The organism is Parasphingomonas frigoris, assembly GCF_036663815.1.
GTDB lineage: Bacteria > Pseudomonadota > Alphaproteobacteria > Sphingomonadales > Sphingomonadaceae > Sphingomonas.
In genome coordinates this window covers 1-15,482 of record NZ_JAXOJQ010000020.1, presented here as the reverse complement: position 1 = coordinate 15,482, position 15,482 = coordinate 1, and the positions used below count along the sequence as shown (strand labels likewise).

18 protein-coding genes and 2 pseudogenes are annotated in these 15,482 nt (G+C 60.3%); 12 read left to right on the top strand and 8 right to left on the bottom strand.

Translation table 11 applies throughout. The annotated features are described in order from the left end of the window. The 3 genes and pseudogenes from U1872_RS21970 to U1872_RS21960 all read left to right on the top strand — a co-directional run. Positions 1–651 (top strand): annotated as a pseudogene (locus U1872_RS21970) (Ti-type conjugative transfer relaxase TraA); the annotation flags it as partial. Between the two features lie 356 nt (positions 652–1,007). Further along, on the top strand, positions 1,008–1,244 hold the full coding sequence (locus tag U1872_RS21965) for a hypothetical protein (RefSeq protein ID WP_332795014.1): 237 nt from the start codon (positions 1,008–1,010) through the stop codon (positions 1,242–1,244). A 376-nt stretch (positions 1,245–1,620) separates the two neighbouring features. Next, on the top strand, positions 1,621–1,935 hold the full coding sequence (locus U1872_RS21960) for a MarR family transcriptional regulator (RefSeq protein ID WP_332795013.1): 315 nt from the start codon (positions 1,621–1,623) through the stop codon (positions 1,933–1,935). On the opposite strand, the gene U1872_RS21955 is transcribed toward U1872_RS21960, so the two are convergent. After that, a complete protein-coding gene (locus U1872_RS21955; RefSeq protein WP_332795012.1) occupies positions 1,839–2,171 on the bottom strand; it encodes a WGR domain-containing protein in 333 nt (110 codons plus the stop codon). The two genes, U1872_RS21960 and U1872_RS21955, sit on opposite strands and share 97 nt — an antisense overlap. Positions 2,172–2,329: 158 nt before the next feature. Next, the gene (locus U1872_RS21950) at positions 2,330–3,172 is read right to left on the bottom strand and encodes a DUF932 domain-containing protein (protein WP_332795011.1); all 843 of its coding nucleotides are present in this window, start codon (positions 3,170–3,172) and stop codon (positions 2,330–2,332) included. A gap of 694 nt (positions 3,173–3,866) precedes the next feature. Between U1872_RS21950 and U1872_RS21945 the strand changes: the two genes are divergently transcribed. From U1872_RS21945 to U1872_RS21935, 3 genes are all read left to right on the top strand, one after another. Further along, the gene (locus U1872_RS21945; protein WP_332795010.1) at positions 3,867–4,802 is read left to right on the top strand and encodes a GGDEF domain-containing protein; all 936 of its coding nucleotides are present in this window, start codon (positions 3,867–3,869) and stop codon (positions 4,800–4,802) included. 236 nt (positions 4,803–5,038) lie between these two features. Then, complete coding sequence (locus U1872_RS21940; protein ID WP_332795009.1) at positions 5,039–5,443, top strand: response regulator; 405 nt, start codon at positions 5,039–5,041, stop codon at positions 5,441–5,443. Continuing rightward, complete coding sequence (locus U1872_RS21935) at positions 5,436–5,882, top strand: response regulator (RefSeq protein ID WP_332795008.1); 447 nt, start codon at positions 5,436–5,438, stop codon at positions 5,880–5,882. Before U1872_RS21940 ends, U1872_RS21935 begins: the two co-directional genes overlap by 8 nt. Positions 5,883–5,956: 74 nt before the next feature. On the opposite strand, the gene U1872_RS21930 is transcribed toward U1872_RS21935, so the two are convergent. Both U1872_RS21930 and U1872_RS21925 read right to left on the bottom strand, forming a co-directional pair. After that, entirely contained in the window at positions 5,957–6,958 is a 1,002-nt protein-coding gene (locus U1872_RS21930; RefSeq protein ID WP_332795007.1) for a sensor histidine kinase, read from the bottom strand. A gap of 333 nt (positions 6,959–7,291) precedes the next feature. Further along, complete coding sequence (locus U1872_RS21925; RefSeq protein WP_332795006.1) at positions 7,292–8,056, bottom strand: Crp/Fnr family transcriptional regulator; 765 nt, start codon at positions 8,054–8,056, stop codon at positions 7,292–7,294. Between the two features lie 92 nt (positions 8,057–8,148). Here U1872_RS21925 and U1872_RS21920 point away from each other — a divergent pair, with 92 nt between their 5' ends. From U1872_RS21920 to U1872_RS21905, 4 genes are all read left to right on the top strand, one after another. Next, positions 8,149–9,027, top strand: coding sequence for a Crp/Fnr family transcriptional regulator (locus U1872_RS21920; RefSeq protein WP_332795005.1), 879 nt, complete (start codon positions 8,149–8,151; stop codon positions 9,025–9,027). Between the two features lies 1 nt (position 9,028). Further along, positions 9,029–9,451 (top strand): histidine kinase dimerization/phosphoacceptor domain -containing protein, encoded by a 423-nt coding sequence (locus U1872_RS21915; protein ID WP_332795004.1) that lies wholly within the window; start codon positions 9,029–9,031, stop codon positions 9,449–9,451. A gap of 51 nt (positions 9,452–9,502) precedes the next feature. Next, positions 9,503–9,679, top strand: a complete 177-nt coding sequence (locus tag U1872_RS21910; RefSeq protein ID WP_332795003.1) for a hypothetical protein — start codon at positions 9,503–9,505, stop codon at positions 9,677–9,679. A 93-nt stretch (positions 9,680–9,772) separates the two neighbouring features. Beyond that, complete coding sequence (locus tag U1872_RS21905) at positions 9,773–11,998, top strand: hypothetical protein (protein WP_332795002.1); 2,226 nt, start codon at positions 9,773–9,775, stop codon at positions 11,996–11,998. 42 nt (positions 11,999–12,040) lie between these two features. Here the strand turns inward: U1872_RS21905 and U1872_RS21900 are convergent, their stop codons facing one another. The 4 genes from U1872_RS21900 to tnpA form a co-directional block, all read right to left on the bottom strand. Then, positions 12,041–12,274: a hypothetical protein gene (locus tag U1872_RS21900; RefSeq protein WP_332795001.1), complete on the bottom strand. Its 234-nt coding sequence runs from the start codon at positions 12,272–12,274 to the stop codon at positions 12,041–12,043. Beyond that, positions 12,274–13,920 carry an IS66 family transposase gene (gene tnpC, locus U1872_RS21895; protein ID WP_332795000.1) on the bottom strand — a complete coding sequence of 549 codons (1,647 nt, stop codon included), beginning with the start codon at positions 13,918–13,920 and terminating at the stop codon, positions 12,274–12,276. Before tnpC ends, U1872_RS21900 begins: the two co-directional genes overlap by 1 nt. A 75-nt stretch (positions 13,921–13,995) precedes the next feature. Further along, entirely contained in the window at positions 13,996–14,289 is a 294-nt protein-coding gene (gene tnpB, locus U1872_RS21890) for an IS66 family insertion sequence element accessory protein TnpB (protein ID WP_443025440.1), read from the bottom strand. Positions 14,290–14,306: 17 nt separating this feature from the next. Continuing rightward, the gene (tnpA, locus tag U1872_RS21885) at positions 14,307–14,648 is read right to left on the bottom strand and encodes an IS66-like element accessory protein TnpA (protein WP_332794998.1); all 342 of its coding nucleotides are present in this window, start codon (positions 14,646–14,648) and stop codon (positions 14,307–14,309) included. Between the two features lie 81 nt (positions 14,649–14,729). Here tnpA and U1872_RS21880 point away from each other — a divergent pair, with 81 nt between their 5' ends. After that, entirely contained in the window at positions 14,730–14,930 is a 201-nt protein-coding gene (locus U1872_RS21880; RefSeq protein WP_332794997.1) for a hypothetical protein, read from the top strand. Between the two features lie 404 nt (positions 14,931–15,334). After that, positions 15,335–15,463: pseudogene (locus tag U1872_RS21875) on the top strand (transposase); the annotation flags it as partial. Between the last annotated feature and the right edge of the window lie 19 nt (positions 15,464–15,482).

Sequence of the window (15,482 nt, the reverse complement as noted above, 5' to 3'; positions counted from 1 at the left end):
GCAAACGCCGTGCCGGCGAAAGTGCGCGGGATGTTCGACGGCTTGCGGCTGTCGGTGAAAGCCCCCGAACCGCAAGTGCAAGAGCCGCAGGAGAGCGTCGCTGCGGTGCGCGATCGTCCTATCGCGCGGCATGCGCGCGCGGTGCAGGCGATCTTCACGATGCAGGATCGTGGCGGCGACGCCACGCCCGATCAGTTGCGCGATTTGGGCGAGGCGCGCCGCGATCTCAACACCCTGCGCCAGCATGCCGCGACGGACGCCGAGAGCGCCTATTCGCGAGACGCGTCGCTCGCGCCGGAAGCTGCCACTGGCAATACCGAACGCGCGCGTCTCGCGATTGTCGGCGAACGCGAGGTACGCACCAATCCTGAACTCAGGGCCGACCGCTTTGTCGAGCGCTGGAACCGACTGAGCGCCGGGGCAGAACGTGCCTACGCATCGGGCGATTGTGAGCGCGGTCGCGCCTTGCAGGATGACATGCGTGGCATGGCAAAATCGCTCGAGCGCGATCCGCAGATGGAATCGATCCTCGCCAGCCGCAAACAGCAGCTCGGCATCCAGTTCGAGACTGGGCGCAAGCTCGGCGCTGAGCTAGCGTTCCATCAGGGGATTGACCTCAATATCGGTAGAGGTCTTGGGATCGGGATGTAGGCATGCCGGCCCCCGATCATGGGGGGACATCCCTCTCCTGATGTTTGCGGAAGGTCAGAATTTCGGTGCGACGGGTGATCGACCGACCGGCGGCTATCGGGGTGAGTCGGGTGGAAGTCGGCGCGGCCGCTTTGGAGAGCCTGATGACGTAAGCGGACATTCGTTCAGCTGGCACGGTCGGAGGTTTAAACGGTGTTGAGGGTGCATTGCGGGCAATCTGCGTTAGCATATCAATCCTGTGCGCGAGAGCAGTCATGTTAGGCTGTCGAGCGTTATGGCCACCTGACCTGCCACCGATCGGCCGCAAAAGATTCTAGCCGGTTCTTCGAACAAACTTCCTTGGTAGGGCGCGCGCGATGAACGAGCTGACACACTTGGTACTGGATCACACCCTCGACCTCTGGCCGGTAATAGAAGAAGGCCTCGCCCGCGATGGCGAGTTTGCCGTGCGCGATCATCTGTCTGCTGGGTTCCCCGTCTATTACTGCGAGTCCGACACCCCCTCTGGCCTCGTTGTGAAAGAATACCCTGACGGCCGACGTGAGTTGGTCCGCCACAACCGTATCGCGGACGAAGTTATTCGTTCGCTTTAACGGGAGATCTGCAGGTTCCGATCCTCGCAGGCTCAAACGGTACCGACGAATAAAATCTCGCCGACCGTTTGACCAGCGGGCGCATCTTGATCGTATGTCCCAACGATATCGTACAGGATCCGCTACGCGTTACCGACGGCGGGCTCGCTAAATGACTGCTGGCGAGCCGGCTATGAAAGAATGCGGGACCGACTTCTCGCGGCCGGTACGTTCGCTCTCGAGATGACTTTGTCAGTCGGAACCGAGTTGAAGGCGGTGCGAGTTGCAAAGACCTTGGGGATAATCCTGGCCATAGCAATTGCCGTCGCCTAACCGTCTTGTATCACGTACGGGAGCTTCTTGTCGGCCCGGGCATTTTGGCGAGCCGACCTGAGACATGATCCTCGATCTCTACATCGCCGATCGCGAGGGAAGGCGCTTAGATGTCTCAAGCCTTTGCCTCGCCAGCGGCGTCGCGCCCACGACGGCCAATCGCTATGTCGATTTGCTGGTCGACGATGAATTGATTTCGAAGGTCGGCGACGCCGATGACGGGCGTCGCTCCTTCGTCAATATCAGCGGATCGCTTCGCGGAGCGATCGACGAGTGGTTGGATCAGGCGGAAGCGGGACTGACGGTCGCGGGCTGGACCGGTCCGTCGAACACAATATCCGACCATGACGACGATACCGAGCAGGCGCGTTCGAGGTAAGCCACACCGAACCGCCGCGGTGCGGTCGCGCGGACGCGCAGGCAAGCGGTAACGAGCCGGCGCGCCTGGCGCTCATCATCGGCGATGTGTGTGATCGTTCGGCCGGGCGTACCAAGCCGACCGAACGTGATCGTCACCAACCAAGCACCGAGCAGGTCCTGGCTTGCTTCGACGCGGTAGCGTCGTCGACAATTGCGAGCGGCGTCTATCGCCGCGAGCTCGATGCTGAAACACATGAGCACACGCTATCGATCGCGGCGGCGCCGTTGTAACGACTTGTCTGAATCACCCGGTGTGGGTGATCGATCTCCTGAATCACAGGAGGACCGGGCGGCCTGCCTAGGGCCGCCCGCGATTTTTTGGGCCACCCCGAAGGGTGGCCCAGGACCGTTGATTAGCCGTTTTTGAGACGCTGCATTCCCTCGGCGAGCGTCCACAACGCGCGATTGATTCCAACTCCCTGATCGATGCCATTGATTGGTCGCGTCGTGCTGCGGCGGATTTGGCCGTTGGCATTTTGGCGACGTCCAGACAGTCCGCCGCGCAGCACGTTTTCCTGGATGACGTTGAACGTGGTCCACAGGCTTTGCCCGACGTCCTCGCGGCGACGGGGACTGATGATCTGTTCAGGCCGAGCTGGGCTATCCTCCTCGCCATAGCGAGCGACAAGGCTCGCCTCTGCCAACACGCGCTGCTCTGGTTCGGACAGGCGAGTTTCCTTCATTTGCTCGGATGCGTCGATCAGGCGCGGGAAGTCCTCGGCGACGGTGAAAACGCCTTCGATGATCTGGTCCTGGATCTTGCCCTTATGGCTGACGCGGACCTCCTCGAACCGCTCGCCCGCCATCATGCTGTTGGTGCAGACGAACCGCAGCATCCCGGCAAACATTTGGTAAGCACTGGTTCCGTCATGACTGTTGACGATGATGACCTCGGCGGCTTCGGCCTTGCCGATCTGGTCGTCCCGGCGAAGGCGTAGCATGTGCTTGGCGTGGCCGTGGCGGCTGCTGTCGCGCGGCACCGACTGGACCGCGAAAAACGGTTGCCATCCCTCGCGACGCAATCCTTCGACGATCTCTATCGTTGGAACGTAGACGTACCGATCCGAACGACTGTCGTGTGCCTCGCCTGCAAAAATCGAGGGAACGTGGCTGCGCAGTGCGTCATTGTCGAGCGGCGTGCGGCCCGTGATCTGGTGGGCGTTACGAGCAAACCGGGTGGCGAGCTGGTGATGCATGACTTTTTCCTTCCTCAATCGACCGCAGGGCGATGGCCCCGCCATCAACCCTGCCTTCGTGGCGAACAGCCGGGGGCGAGGGGGGCAGCGAGAATCTGATGGGGTGGTGCGGGCGCACTGAGCGAATGCGAGGGAGCCACGGCCCGGCTGATTGTCGTTGCTGGGGAGAGGGGGCGGCGCGCCCCTTTCCCCGACCAGGCGAACGGATCCCGCCGGCGACGCCGGCGTCCATCACCGCGGCGCGCCAGCGCGGCGCCCACGAGCAACGCACCCTTGCGGCGACCGGCCGGTGCGGCGGCGTGCGCGCGGGCTTGGGGGCCAGCCGCGGCCGCACCGCCCGGGCAGAGCGAGAGTGTCACGCGGTCACGACGATGCGCGCACCCTGTCGTCTTCACCAAAAGACGGAGTGTGCACTCCGCTGATCCGCGTTCCCTATCATCGCGGGCGTAAGCCTGCGCGCGCGAGCGATCGTCGCCCGCATGGGACGAGACGCAAAGCGGCTCGGTCGGAGCGGAGCGGAGATAGAGCGCGGCCCGCCAAGGCGCGCTTTCTCGAAATCTACTGGATTGACGAACCTAGCTGTCGCGGCTCGCAATGATGACCGAGAAGGCGCGATCTTCATCGACCGTTAGGTGCGAAAGGCTTACGAACCGCTCCGACGCCTTGGTGCGTTGCGTTTCTCGGGAGTAGCGGTTTGAGACCTTGGGCACCTGACGACGCGAAGGCATCAGCCGTTCTCCAGCTGATCGCGGAGCATTCCAGCGATGTCATCGCCCTAGTTGGGCCTGACATGACCTTCAGCTATATTTCTGGCTCCTCCGAGCGGTTGTTTCTCCGATCGCCGTCCGAGGTGATCGGGCACCCTGTCTTCGAGTTCGTATTCCACGAAGATCTTCCGGTTCTCGTTGAAGCTAACCGGGTCGTAATGAGTGGCGGCTCGAACGATGCGACAGTCATCGTGCGCGTCATTCGCGGCGATGGCTCCCTGCTCTGGGTTGAAGTAGCCTCAAGGGTTGTCGAGAACCTGAGATCGGGGACCCCGGGGGACCGAGCGGTCATCATGCGCGACGTATCTCAGCGCAAGGCTCTCGAAGACGCGTTACGGGCCATGGCGATGAAGGACGGCCTTACCGGTCTTGCCAATCGCCGGGCGTTTGATGAGGCGCTTTTGGAAGAGTGGAATCGGACGCTTGCTGCAAAGTCACAGCTGTCGCTGCTGCTTGCGGATATCGATCACTTCAAGAAGTTCAACGACGCTCATGGCCATCAGGTAGGGGACGATTGCCTCCGCAGCGTGGCAACGGCGTTCCTTTCGACAGCCAGCGATAAGGACGTGGTGGCCAGATATGGGGGTGAGGAACTGGCCGTCGTACTACCTGAGGCTAACCGTGATCATGCTATGGATGTCGCTGAGCATATCAGGGCTGCTGTCGAGGCGCTGCAAATCCCCCACGGAGTAGAAGTAGGAGGGGTAATCACCGTCAGTATCGGCGTAGCTACCGCGCTCGCCCGTGACGGTGCGACAGCCGTGATGCCGCAGACTTTGCTGACCTCTGCCGACCGCGCACTGTACCTCGCGAAGGACGCCGGAAAAAACTGCTGCAAATCAGCGCTTCTGCTCGCGAGCTAGCTATAGCTGATTAGCTAAGGGAGCTGTTGCAAAGCGCCCGCCTCATAAAACCTGGCGATCCCATAAACGATGGAGAAACGAGAACGGGAAAGCGGTCTCAAAACTCGTGGATGGTGAGAAATAAGAATGCATGGCAAGGGAGTGTTCTATCCCGGCCCGCATCGCGTTGCGGTTTCATATCGTCCGGAACGTATTAAGAAGGTGGTGGTTCAGCAGGACTAACAGGGAAGATTTGCGTGAATCCGGAAATGCAGCAACGCGCAGACTCGAACGCCGCCATGCCGCTGATATTGGTTGTCGACGACGAGGTGCTGATCAGGATGGTAGCATCGGATATGCTCCACGAAGCCGGATTTCGCGTCGTCGAGGCCTGCAGCGCTGACGAGGCAGTAACGCTACTTTCAACGGGCGCCAATTTTGATTTAATCTTCAGCGATGTGAATATGCCTGGCCGCATCGATGGGCTTGGCCTTGCGGCGTTCATCAAGGAAACCTACCCCGACGTTCCGGTGATCATAACATCTGGCGTTCCAGAAAATCTTTTGGCGCCAGTCCACCCCGCTGCGATTATTCCGAAACCCTATACCGCATCTGATCTAATACGCACCATTGGCCAAGTTCTAGATCGATGGCATGACTGAGACGGTCGCAGGTTCGCGGGACGACTTTGCTCTCCTCCTTGTCGACGGTGAAGTGATCGCGCGTCATATTTTAGTCGAATATCTCCGGCACTGCGGATATTCGGTGATCGCGGCCGCGTCTACTGAAGAGGCGATGACCGTACTGAACGACGCGGACTTAGCCATTTCTGCCGTTCTCTGCGCGCTTCCAACGGTTGGGTCTCAAACCGGCTTCGCGCTGGCGCGGTTTGTCCGCGATCACCATCCCGATATCGAAATTGCGCTAGCTGGCTCCCTCGACGCCGCCGCAGAGGCTGCTGCCGAGTTCTGTGAAGAAGCGCCCCGGCTCGCTCGTCCCTACGATGCAGCTGCGATCGTCTCCCGTATTCAATTCATGCGAGAGCGCTCGCGCACAAAGTTTGGCTCGCCCGTGCCGCCGGGGGCTAAAATTAGTTCCTGACGACCGGCGCGTTTGTTATCCTCGTATTCAGCGTCACAGCGCGCATCAATGCCGACGCGACACTCCATCACCAACTATGCGGCAAGACGGCCCGGGCTGACCTGTATTGTGACGACAACACCATGCTCCGCCCAATCATATTTGATTGAGCCACGAAGATGCCCGGTAACGCTGCGCTCGATGAGCTTGCTGCCATAACCGCCGGGGCCAGTTGGCTGCTCGACCTTTGGCCCGCCGCGCTCGGTCCATATCACAGTTACATCTTCGTTATGCGTCGAGCATGAAACGTCGAGGGTGCCTGTATCGACGGACAATGCGCCGTATTTCAAAGAGTTCGTCGCTAGCTCATGAACGACCATTGCGAGGATGGTCGTCGACGTCTCGCCGACTCGCATCCTTGGTACCGATACCCGGATTCGCCCGCTAAAGGCTCCAAGGTCGTCGTAAGGCGCGAGCAGCACCGTGAGCAGATCACCCAACAAGGCCGAAGCTGCCTCGGTCTGGCCCGGAACTGGCCGGACCAGATCGTGGGCCCGGCCGAGAGCCGTAAGTCGAAGCGTCAGTTCAGTCGCCATTTCCTGGCTGGTCGTTGTCGAGCGCGAGGTGATTGTGGTGAGCCCGGAGGCGATGGAAAGAAGGTTTTTGACCCGATGGCTCATCTCTCCGGCAAGCAGTTCGCGGCTTTCTTCGGCCTGTTTACGGCCCGTCACATCAATAAAAACGCCGGACAGAACGCGCTTGACGATGCCCGCGTCATCGCCCTGTCCACGAGCGGAAATCCATTTGAGCTCATCATCGATCATGATGCGGAAATCGATCTCATACGGACCTATTAGCGCCCGGGTCGCTGCAAACGCCGCGCGGACTCGATCGCGATCAGCCGGGTGAATATGCGCCGAGAGATCCTCGAACTGGACGTCCACGTCATGCGGGATGCCCCAAAGATCATGTGCGTCATCGTCCATCGCAAAGGCATCGGTATCGACATTCCAAGACCAGAGCGTCACGCCCGCGGCCTTGATCGCGCGAACCAAATTATCGTGTTCCCAAAGGAAGGGCCTCAGCACTTGGGTCATTGCGCTCACCGCTTTCAAATAGCATCGCCAGCTAAGATAGCAAAAAATGGGTCAGAGACCCCTATCGATCGTCGGCTGAAAAGTACCGTCAAACCCGTGCTTTGTCGAACAAACGAGTTTTAAAAGACAGTCGCAGCATCGGTGGCATCTTATCCCACAAGGATTATCGCGCATCTAAGATGCTCGATAATCCAGTTTGCCGCACTCCCTTCGCGCTAAACTGAGCCAGTTCTAACCGGCAAGGCTAAGCATCCGCGTTCTCCAGGGATGCCCCGACGTGTTGCGAACAATGCATTCGACATTCGGACCAATCCGGCGCTGATGCCGCATCGCCTAAAGCGTTTCGGTTCGCCCGCTTTTCGTTTCCTGAACGGCCGTCGAGGGCGGGGTAAGGAATGCATCGAATCGTTTTCTGACGATCGCGTAACACTCGCAGGATGCCGCCTCAAGCCCGGCATAATCAACAACCTGCATTAAGCCCCTCCGATAACTGATAAGACCTTGGTTTTGGAGGGATTGCGCTGCGTGCGTGACCGACGTCCGATTTGCGCCCATTATGCGAGCCAAAAATTCATGGGTATACGTGAGCTTCTCGCCCTCGGCGCGATCGTACATCATGAGGAGCCAACGAGACAGCCGCTCTTCGACGGAATGAAGAGAGTTGCAAGCAACCGTTTGCATTATCTGCGATAATAGTGTCTCTGAAAAGCTTACGAAAAGATCTTGCATGTGTGCACTTTTGTGAAACTCTGCTTGCAAAGGTTCGATTTCACATCGAAGCAATGGTCCTTCTAGCTGAATTGTACATCGGTTAAACGAGACGCGGCTATACATGGCCGCGAAAAGTCCGAACGCGCCCTCGCGTCCAATGTTCGCGCATTCTATCTCTGAACCGTTTTCCAGAACGGTAAGAAGTGAGAGAACGGCTCCCTCCGGAAAATAAGCGTATTTCAGCGATCCACCTGCCTCACATACAGTTTCGCCCAACTTGAGCTCTACTGATTTCATATACGGGGATATCCTGGTGCGCACGTCCTCAGGAAAGGCACCGAATAGCTGATTTTTGTGAACTCTCCTCTCAATCTGGGGCTTGCTCATTTCGGCTGATCCTTCCCCTCACGGCATGTGAGACCTTAAACGCGCGAAATCGCCGAGCAGCCCCGCCCTATGTTGGGCACGCAACAGACACGATGGGTAAATTTTGTTTTCTGCAGTTCGGCGACCAACGCCTTTGCAGGGAAATGGTGACCATGCAGATTACAGTGGCCAAACGAAAGACCAGCGAACTGTTGCGGGGCAGTGGCCTGTGGCAATCATCCTTCCTTTCGGATGAAGAACGGCGTGCGCTGGAGAGAGCCGCTGCGCTGCCGCGATCGGTTCAATCCCATGTCGATCTGGTACGCGAGGGCGACCACCCCGACAACCTGTTTATGATGATCGAAGGGTGGGCGGCCCGGTATACGACTACCCGGGAGGGACATCGCCAATTCTCGGCGCTGCTCGTGGCAGGAGATATATGTAACCTGGACACATTACTATTCGATCAGTCTGGTTGCAGTGTTCGAATGCTGACCCCGGCAAAGATAGTGGCTCTACCGCGTAAATCGATTGCGGCGTTAGCCACACAGCACCCGGGTATTGCCCGGACCTTCACATGGCTGGCGCTGGTGGAAAATGCCGCACTCGGCAAATTGACGCTGACTCTGGGCTGTGGATCAGCGAAAAAACGGCTTGCCCATCTGCTTTGCGAGTTAAGTGTGCGAGTTAGTACGGAGCAGGACGACGAAAGCAGCTTCGATTTCCCGCTCACGCAGGAGCAGATCGGCGACGCGCTCGGTCTGACAGCGGTTCACGTCAACCGCATGATGAAACTCCTTCGAGCAGAAGGGCTGGTCGAGATTGCCAACCGCACAATGACCCTTCGGAGTATCGCAGGGCTTCGCCGGATCGGCGGCTTCGACCCTCGCTATCTGCACGTCAGACGGGCCGAGGCCGATAACACGACGCGCATGTCCCATGCCGGATCGACCACCTCGCATTCTGCCTCATCCTCCCGGATAGGCGTCTGACATGGGAAGCAACGCGATGGCTTCATCCCCAGCCGCGCAACGGCTGGCTCAAAACGATGACCTGCCGCTGCGTGAAGCCAATCACTGGTGCAGCAACGATCTTCAACTCGTCGGTAGCCTGATGGCGCTTCAAAGCGGGCGAGCAACGAGCCGAGGGGCGCGCGAAGCCTTGACGGATGCGACGGAGCGCTTTGTTGTGCTCGCACGTAACCGAACTACTTTCTTCCGCGAGCGTCAGCTGTCTCTGGAGGCGGCGCTGCGACTGGTTTGCGTTGCTCAGCATGCCCAAGCTGAGCCGCGTTCCATTCGGGTATTCGTGACGGTCACACAGGAGGCGGCGAGACTAATCTTTGCACAAGTAACGACTTTGGCGCTTATCGTGAACAAACTGGCGACGAACGCAATCAAGCACGCCTATAGGTAATGCGGGTTCGGCCAAATTAAGATCACGATCGGCAGAAACGTCGGTCAAGATATGATCATCCTTAACGATAACGATGGCCTTCCATTTTCTGATGCCAAATTCGCGCCAGTCGATGGTCTTGAAGTTGGGCTCGCGAAACGGTTGATGGCATCGGTCGGCGAGCATTTTATCATGCCGTCATCGGGAACAAAGGCGGTCGAGCTGCGGTTGGCGGTCGAGCAAGCATGAAGTTCACCATCAGCGGATCGTGAACGTATCGGCGAAAGTGACGCATTTCAAAACTCCCAGCGTCCTTATTAGCGAGGATTTGCAGAGGTCGATATGGCTACGACGAACCTAACGCAAGTAACGCCTGGAGTCAGCCCGCACACGCTGGCGGTCAGGGAGATCGGTCAAGGCCGCTCCGATAAAGCCATTGCGGCCTTCGCGCTCGGCGAACTCGACGTCGAAATACTAACGACGACCGATTCTTTATGGGTGATCGTCCGCCGCCAGCACGGGGGCGGAATCGCGCTGCGGGCGGCGTATGTGGTCGGCGCGTTTAGCTGCAAGGTCTTCACACCAGGAAGTGGCGAAGCCGCGAGGCTTGAAGTCGCCAGTCCGCTTGGCCGGTACGAGGTCGTCATACGCACGGGTTCCCATGCGCTGGAGAATTTGCGGGTTACGGTGCGACTCACTCCCGCGGAGTCGACGCTGATCCCATTCATACCGCGCGACCTTTATCCGCTTGATGACAACGACGATCCGATGGGTGCTGTCGGCAGCATCGAGGTGGGTCAGCGCGGACTGAACGTCGCGGTCGCGTATCTCCATCTCGAAGAGCCGCGCTTCGGCGATGTCCTGTACTTCCAGAACCTGACCGCGCTGAACGACTATTACAGGGCTACTGGGACCACCCCCCACGGCGTGGTGGGCGGGATCTGGCCCGAGCTGGGATACTTGATCCCAACCCCTGCGGACGGCACGTCGCCTCGCGACAGCGGCTTGCAACCAGGAATCAAAGTTACGTTGTCCGACGCGATCCTGGTATTTCGACACGACGCGCCCCCGCACGAACGGGAGTCGGCGCGCCGGTTCCTCCAGATGCTGAGTGTCGCTTACGCAACCATCGAATTGCCCCAAGTCGAATTTCGCAACTGGGTCGACCGTGCCGAGCGGACGTTGCGCGATCTCGATCAGGCGCCCGAAGCAACGATCGAGCATTACGGCCACCGCTATGTTCACCCGTATACCAATGCCGAATATCCCGACATCATGGTTCAAATGTCGATCGTGACGGCCATCCACGATTGGGGTGCATGGCGCGGAACGCCGCATCCGCTAGAGGCCGAATTCAAGGCTGGGCTAGAAAAGTTCTACGACCCTGACCTCCGGTCGCTGCGCCGCTATCTGCCCAATGTTGGCGACGACAAGGATGCCGACGCGATCGATAGCTGGTACCTATACCATCCGATGCTCAATCTCGGCATCCTTGCGCTTAACGGCGACGCGGATGCGAAGGCGCTGCTGCTAAAATCGATCGACTTCGGCATACGGGCCGCGCAACATTTCGCCTATAAATGGCTTATCCAGTACAAAATTACGGACTTTGCCGTCATCACCGAAACCGCCGGTGCCGACGATCGCGGCCAGACCGATGTCGGTGGCATTTACGCATGGGTAATGCTGCAGGCGTTCGAACTGACCGATGACAAGCGCTTCCTGGACGAGGCTCGTAAGGCGATCGACGTCGCCATGGGCCTGCGCTTCAATGTCAACTATCAGGCGAACCTCACGGCTTGGGGGGCGGCCGCCTGCATGCGACTGTGGCGCATCACCAACCGCGCCGTCTATCTCGAACAAAGCTACGTCTACCTGGCGAGCTTCTTCCACAATTGCGTGATCTGGGAGAGCAATCTCGACCACGCGGCGCTTTACAGTACGTTCTTCGGCGTCAGTTGCCTTCAGGACGCGCCGTACATGGCGATTTATGAATGCTTCGACTCTTTCACAGCGTTCGAGCGCTACCTCGCCGATGGCGGACCCGAACTCGATCCAGCCGCAAGGATGCTGGTCTCCGAATACTGTAAATACGCGCTGCATCTCTCTTGGTTTTTTTATCCCGATACGCTTCCGCAAGACACTCTGTCCCCCAAACAGCGGGAGACCAACGGACATATCGATCGCAAGCTGTCGTTTCCAGTCGAGGATCTCTACCCGGGCGGTGAATTGGCCGGACAGGTCGGTCAGGAAGTGTATGGCGCGGGTGCCGCCTTCATCTTCGCGACGCGGAGTTTCCACCCGGTCGAAGGCGCGCCGTTCCAGCTGTATTGCGATCATTTTATCCGTTCGATGGAACGCGTCGGAGATCGCGTACTCACGGTCGTCCTCAACGGCGGAGAACGTTGCACCGCCGGTCTGAGCATCGTGCGATCTAAGCGGCGCAAGCTCGGCCAAGTCACCGTGACAGTGGCTGACGGAGACATCCTGCGACCTCACGACCAGTCGCCTGACCGGATCGACTACCATATCCCGGCAAGCGGGCGCTTCATTCTGCGATGGGAATAATCATGCGCTACCGTATCCATCCGCCGAAGGCCGCGGATGGTGTTAGCTTTCCTGTATGAAGTCCGAGCGGCGTTGGTCGAGAAGTTCGTCGAGGTGGTCGAGACCGCGTCTGGTGAACGCAGTTGTGGAGACAGCGTCGTCGTCGAGGCTGTCGATGACGTTAAGGCAATTAGCTTCGGGCGCCATCTCCTGGGCAAGTACCTCGACCAAGTCGATGTCGACGCCGCGCCAGCTCGCGGCGTAGCGAGCGGTGAACACCATCGATGGTGCCGACATCAGGCGGCCTTCGCGACCTGGATCCGAGGTGCCCAGTTCCACGGCAATAGCTCGTCGAGCCGAGCCGCGGGGTGGTCCGCGATGCGGGCGAGCACGTCGGCGAGCCAAGCTTGCGGGTCGACATCGTTGAGGCGGGCGGTCTGGATCAGCGTGTAAAGGACGGCGGCGCGCTGACCGCCGCGGTCCGAGCCGCAGAACAGCCAGGCCTTGCGGCCGATCGGGACGCAACGAAGGGCGCGCTCTGCGGCGTTGTTGGTGAGGCAGACCCGGCCGTCGTCGAGGAAGCGCGTAAACGCATCCCAGCGGCGCAGCATGTAGAGACACGCCTTGGCGAGATCGTGGTTGCGCGACAGGATCGCGCGTTGGGCGGTGAGCCAGGTGTGGAACTCCGTCATCAGCGGCGCGCTGAGCGTCTTGCGTACCGCGAGCCGGTCGGCAGCGGACTTGCCGTTGATGGTGCGCTCGACGTCGAACAGAGCGTCAAGGCGCCGCACCGCTTCGAGCGCGATCGGGTAGATCATGCCGGTCCGCTCGCCGCGGCTCTTCTTGCGCGCGGCGCCTGCGACATCGGCGAGCTCGAAGAACTTGCGTCGGGCGTGCGCAAAGCACCCGGCTTCGCGTACTGGGCCTGGCGCACGACCTTCGCGGTACAGCTCGCCATAGCCGCCGTAGGCGTCAGCCTGGAAAATCCCTGACCAGGACGCGAGATGTGCCTGTGGGTGCTCGCCGCGCCTGTCGCGTGAATAGTGGAACAGCGCTGCGGGTGGGTCGGCGCCGGCAAACGGCCGATCGTCCCGGACATAAACCCACAGCCGAGCAACATCGGCCTTGACCTTAGCCAGGACAGGAACGGTCGTATCGTCACCGTGCAAGCGATCAGCGGCGAGGATGTGATCCTCGATCCGCCTGTAGAGTGGCATCAGCGCGAATGCGGCGGCGCCAACTTGGTCGGCGAGCGTCGAGACGCTCAGCGGTACGCCTTCGCGCGCGAACCGCTCGGCCTGGCGGTTGAGCGGCTGGTGTTGGCCGTACTTCTCGAACAGCAGCATGGCGAGCAAGCTGGCCCCCGCCCATCCGCGCGGCACGACGTGGAATGGCGCTGGCGGCTGGCTGATAGTCTGGCGGTCGCGGCACGAGACCGTCTCGCGGACCGTCTGGATGACCTTCCACGATCGCGGGATCACCTCGAGCGTCTCTGTCACGTCCTCGCCGAGCCGGGACAGGCGCGAGCCGCCGCAGGCCGGACACGAGCACGGTGCTGGTATGACAACACGCTCGCGCGGCAGGTGCTCGGGGAACGGCTTGCGCATCGGCCGCTTACGCTCGAACGGGGCAACGTTGGTGGTGCTGGCCGTGGCAACCTCGGCGGCAAGATCGTCCTCGCTTGCGTCCGCCTCGAGGTCCTCGAGCTGGAACTCCATCTGCTCGAGCAGGCGGCGGCTGCGCTCGGCGCTCGGACCGTACTGCTCACGCCTGAGCTTGGCGATCTGCAGCTTGAGATGGGCGATCACTGCCTCGATCGCGCTCTCCCGGGCCAAGGCGTTGGCAGCGCGCGCTTCAGCCTCGTCAGCACGTTCCAGGCCAGCGGTGAGCAGCGCCTTCAGCGCTTCGACGTCGTCCGGAAGGAGCGATATGGCGGCTCCCATGAGGCAGAGTGAATCATCCTCCGCCTCTTGGTGCAAGGCGATAATGCTCTATCCGGCGCTTGTCGGGCGCCAGCTCTACTGCGGATTACGCCAGTCGACCCCGTCGAGTAGGCAGGCCAGCTGCGAGGCTGTCAGCGACACGACGCCGTCGTTCGCCGAGGGCCAGATGAACCGCCCCTTCTCCAGCCGCTTCGCATAGAGCGACATGCCCAGCCCGTCGTGCCAGCTGATCTTGACCAGCGATCCGAGCCGACCCCGGAACACGAAGAGATCGCCCGCGTGAGGATCGCGGTGGAGGTGCTGCTGTACGAGCAGCGCCAAGCCCTGCATCCCCTTCCTCATGTCTGTGTGGCCCATCGCGATCCCCACCCGCGCGCCCGGTGGGATCACCGCAGCGCCTTCAGCGCCGCCGCCGCCAACGCCGGCGACGCTGAGTTGAAGATCCTCAGCCGTCTGCCGTCGGGCAGATCCAGCACGGCCGCGACGACAGGCTCGGACGCTTGCTCGGGCAGCTGGTCCATCACCACCGCCGGCACGAACACCGGATCCACCCTGCGCAGTGCGGCCCGACGCCACTCGTAGATCAGGCTGCGGGCAACGTCATGGCGTCGGGCCACGTCGCAAACCCTGGCGCCAGGCCGGAGAGCATCCGCCAGAATCCGCTCGCGCTGCTCATCGCTCCAGCGACGTCGACGCTCTGGCCCCGCCAATATCGTTACCTGTGTCATGATCGGAACGGACGTCCTTACGTACGACTGTAAAGACGTACTCTATCCCCGAGCCACACTCCGCAAGGCAGCACCCGCCGGATGGATACGCGCTACCAGACGGCGCTGACAGACAAGCGCATCCTGGTGACCGGCAACACGACCGGCATCGGGCTGGCCACCGTGCCGCTGCTTGTCAGCGAAAGCGCGCGGGTGCCAGACGCATGTGCTATTTCACTGCGAAAGGGATTGAAGGTTAGCCCCGGCGAGCGTCCCGCGCATCGTTCGTGGCGAACGACCTAGTTATAGCGGCTTGCATGATGATTGCCCGGAACTGCAATAAGGGGCGGTTTCCAGCTTACTTTACGTTAGACGGATCGACGCGGCCGCCCACTATAATTGAGACGCAACCCACGATCAACGCGACGGACGTACAATGCTGATCGGTTCGCTCGCTAACGGCGAGCAGACGCGGGCTAAGCCGCGCAATGGCTGGTCTCCTTGAGCAAGGATCGCGCGTAAGGCATTACGCCGCGCCGACTCTATCCACTATTCTGAAATATTGGACTGCGACAAACGAGGATCGGCGTTCATCTCCAGCGGCTTGGTTCCGTTGATCTGCCAGCGGACCATGGCTAGCATGCCCTTTGACCTGCTCCCCAGAATTCATGCCATTGGTAAGTTAGCTCGTCAGATGGAGACGAGCGATGCGGCGAAGCCGATTTACCGAGGATCAGATCATTGGGGTGCTGCGGGAGCATGAGGCTGGCGTGAAGACGCCCGACCTTTGCCGAAAGCACGGGATCAGCGATGCGACCTTCTACAACTGGAAGTCGTAGTACGGCGGGCTGACGG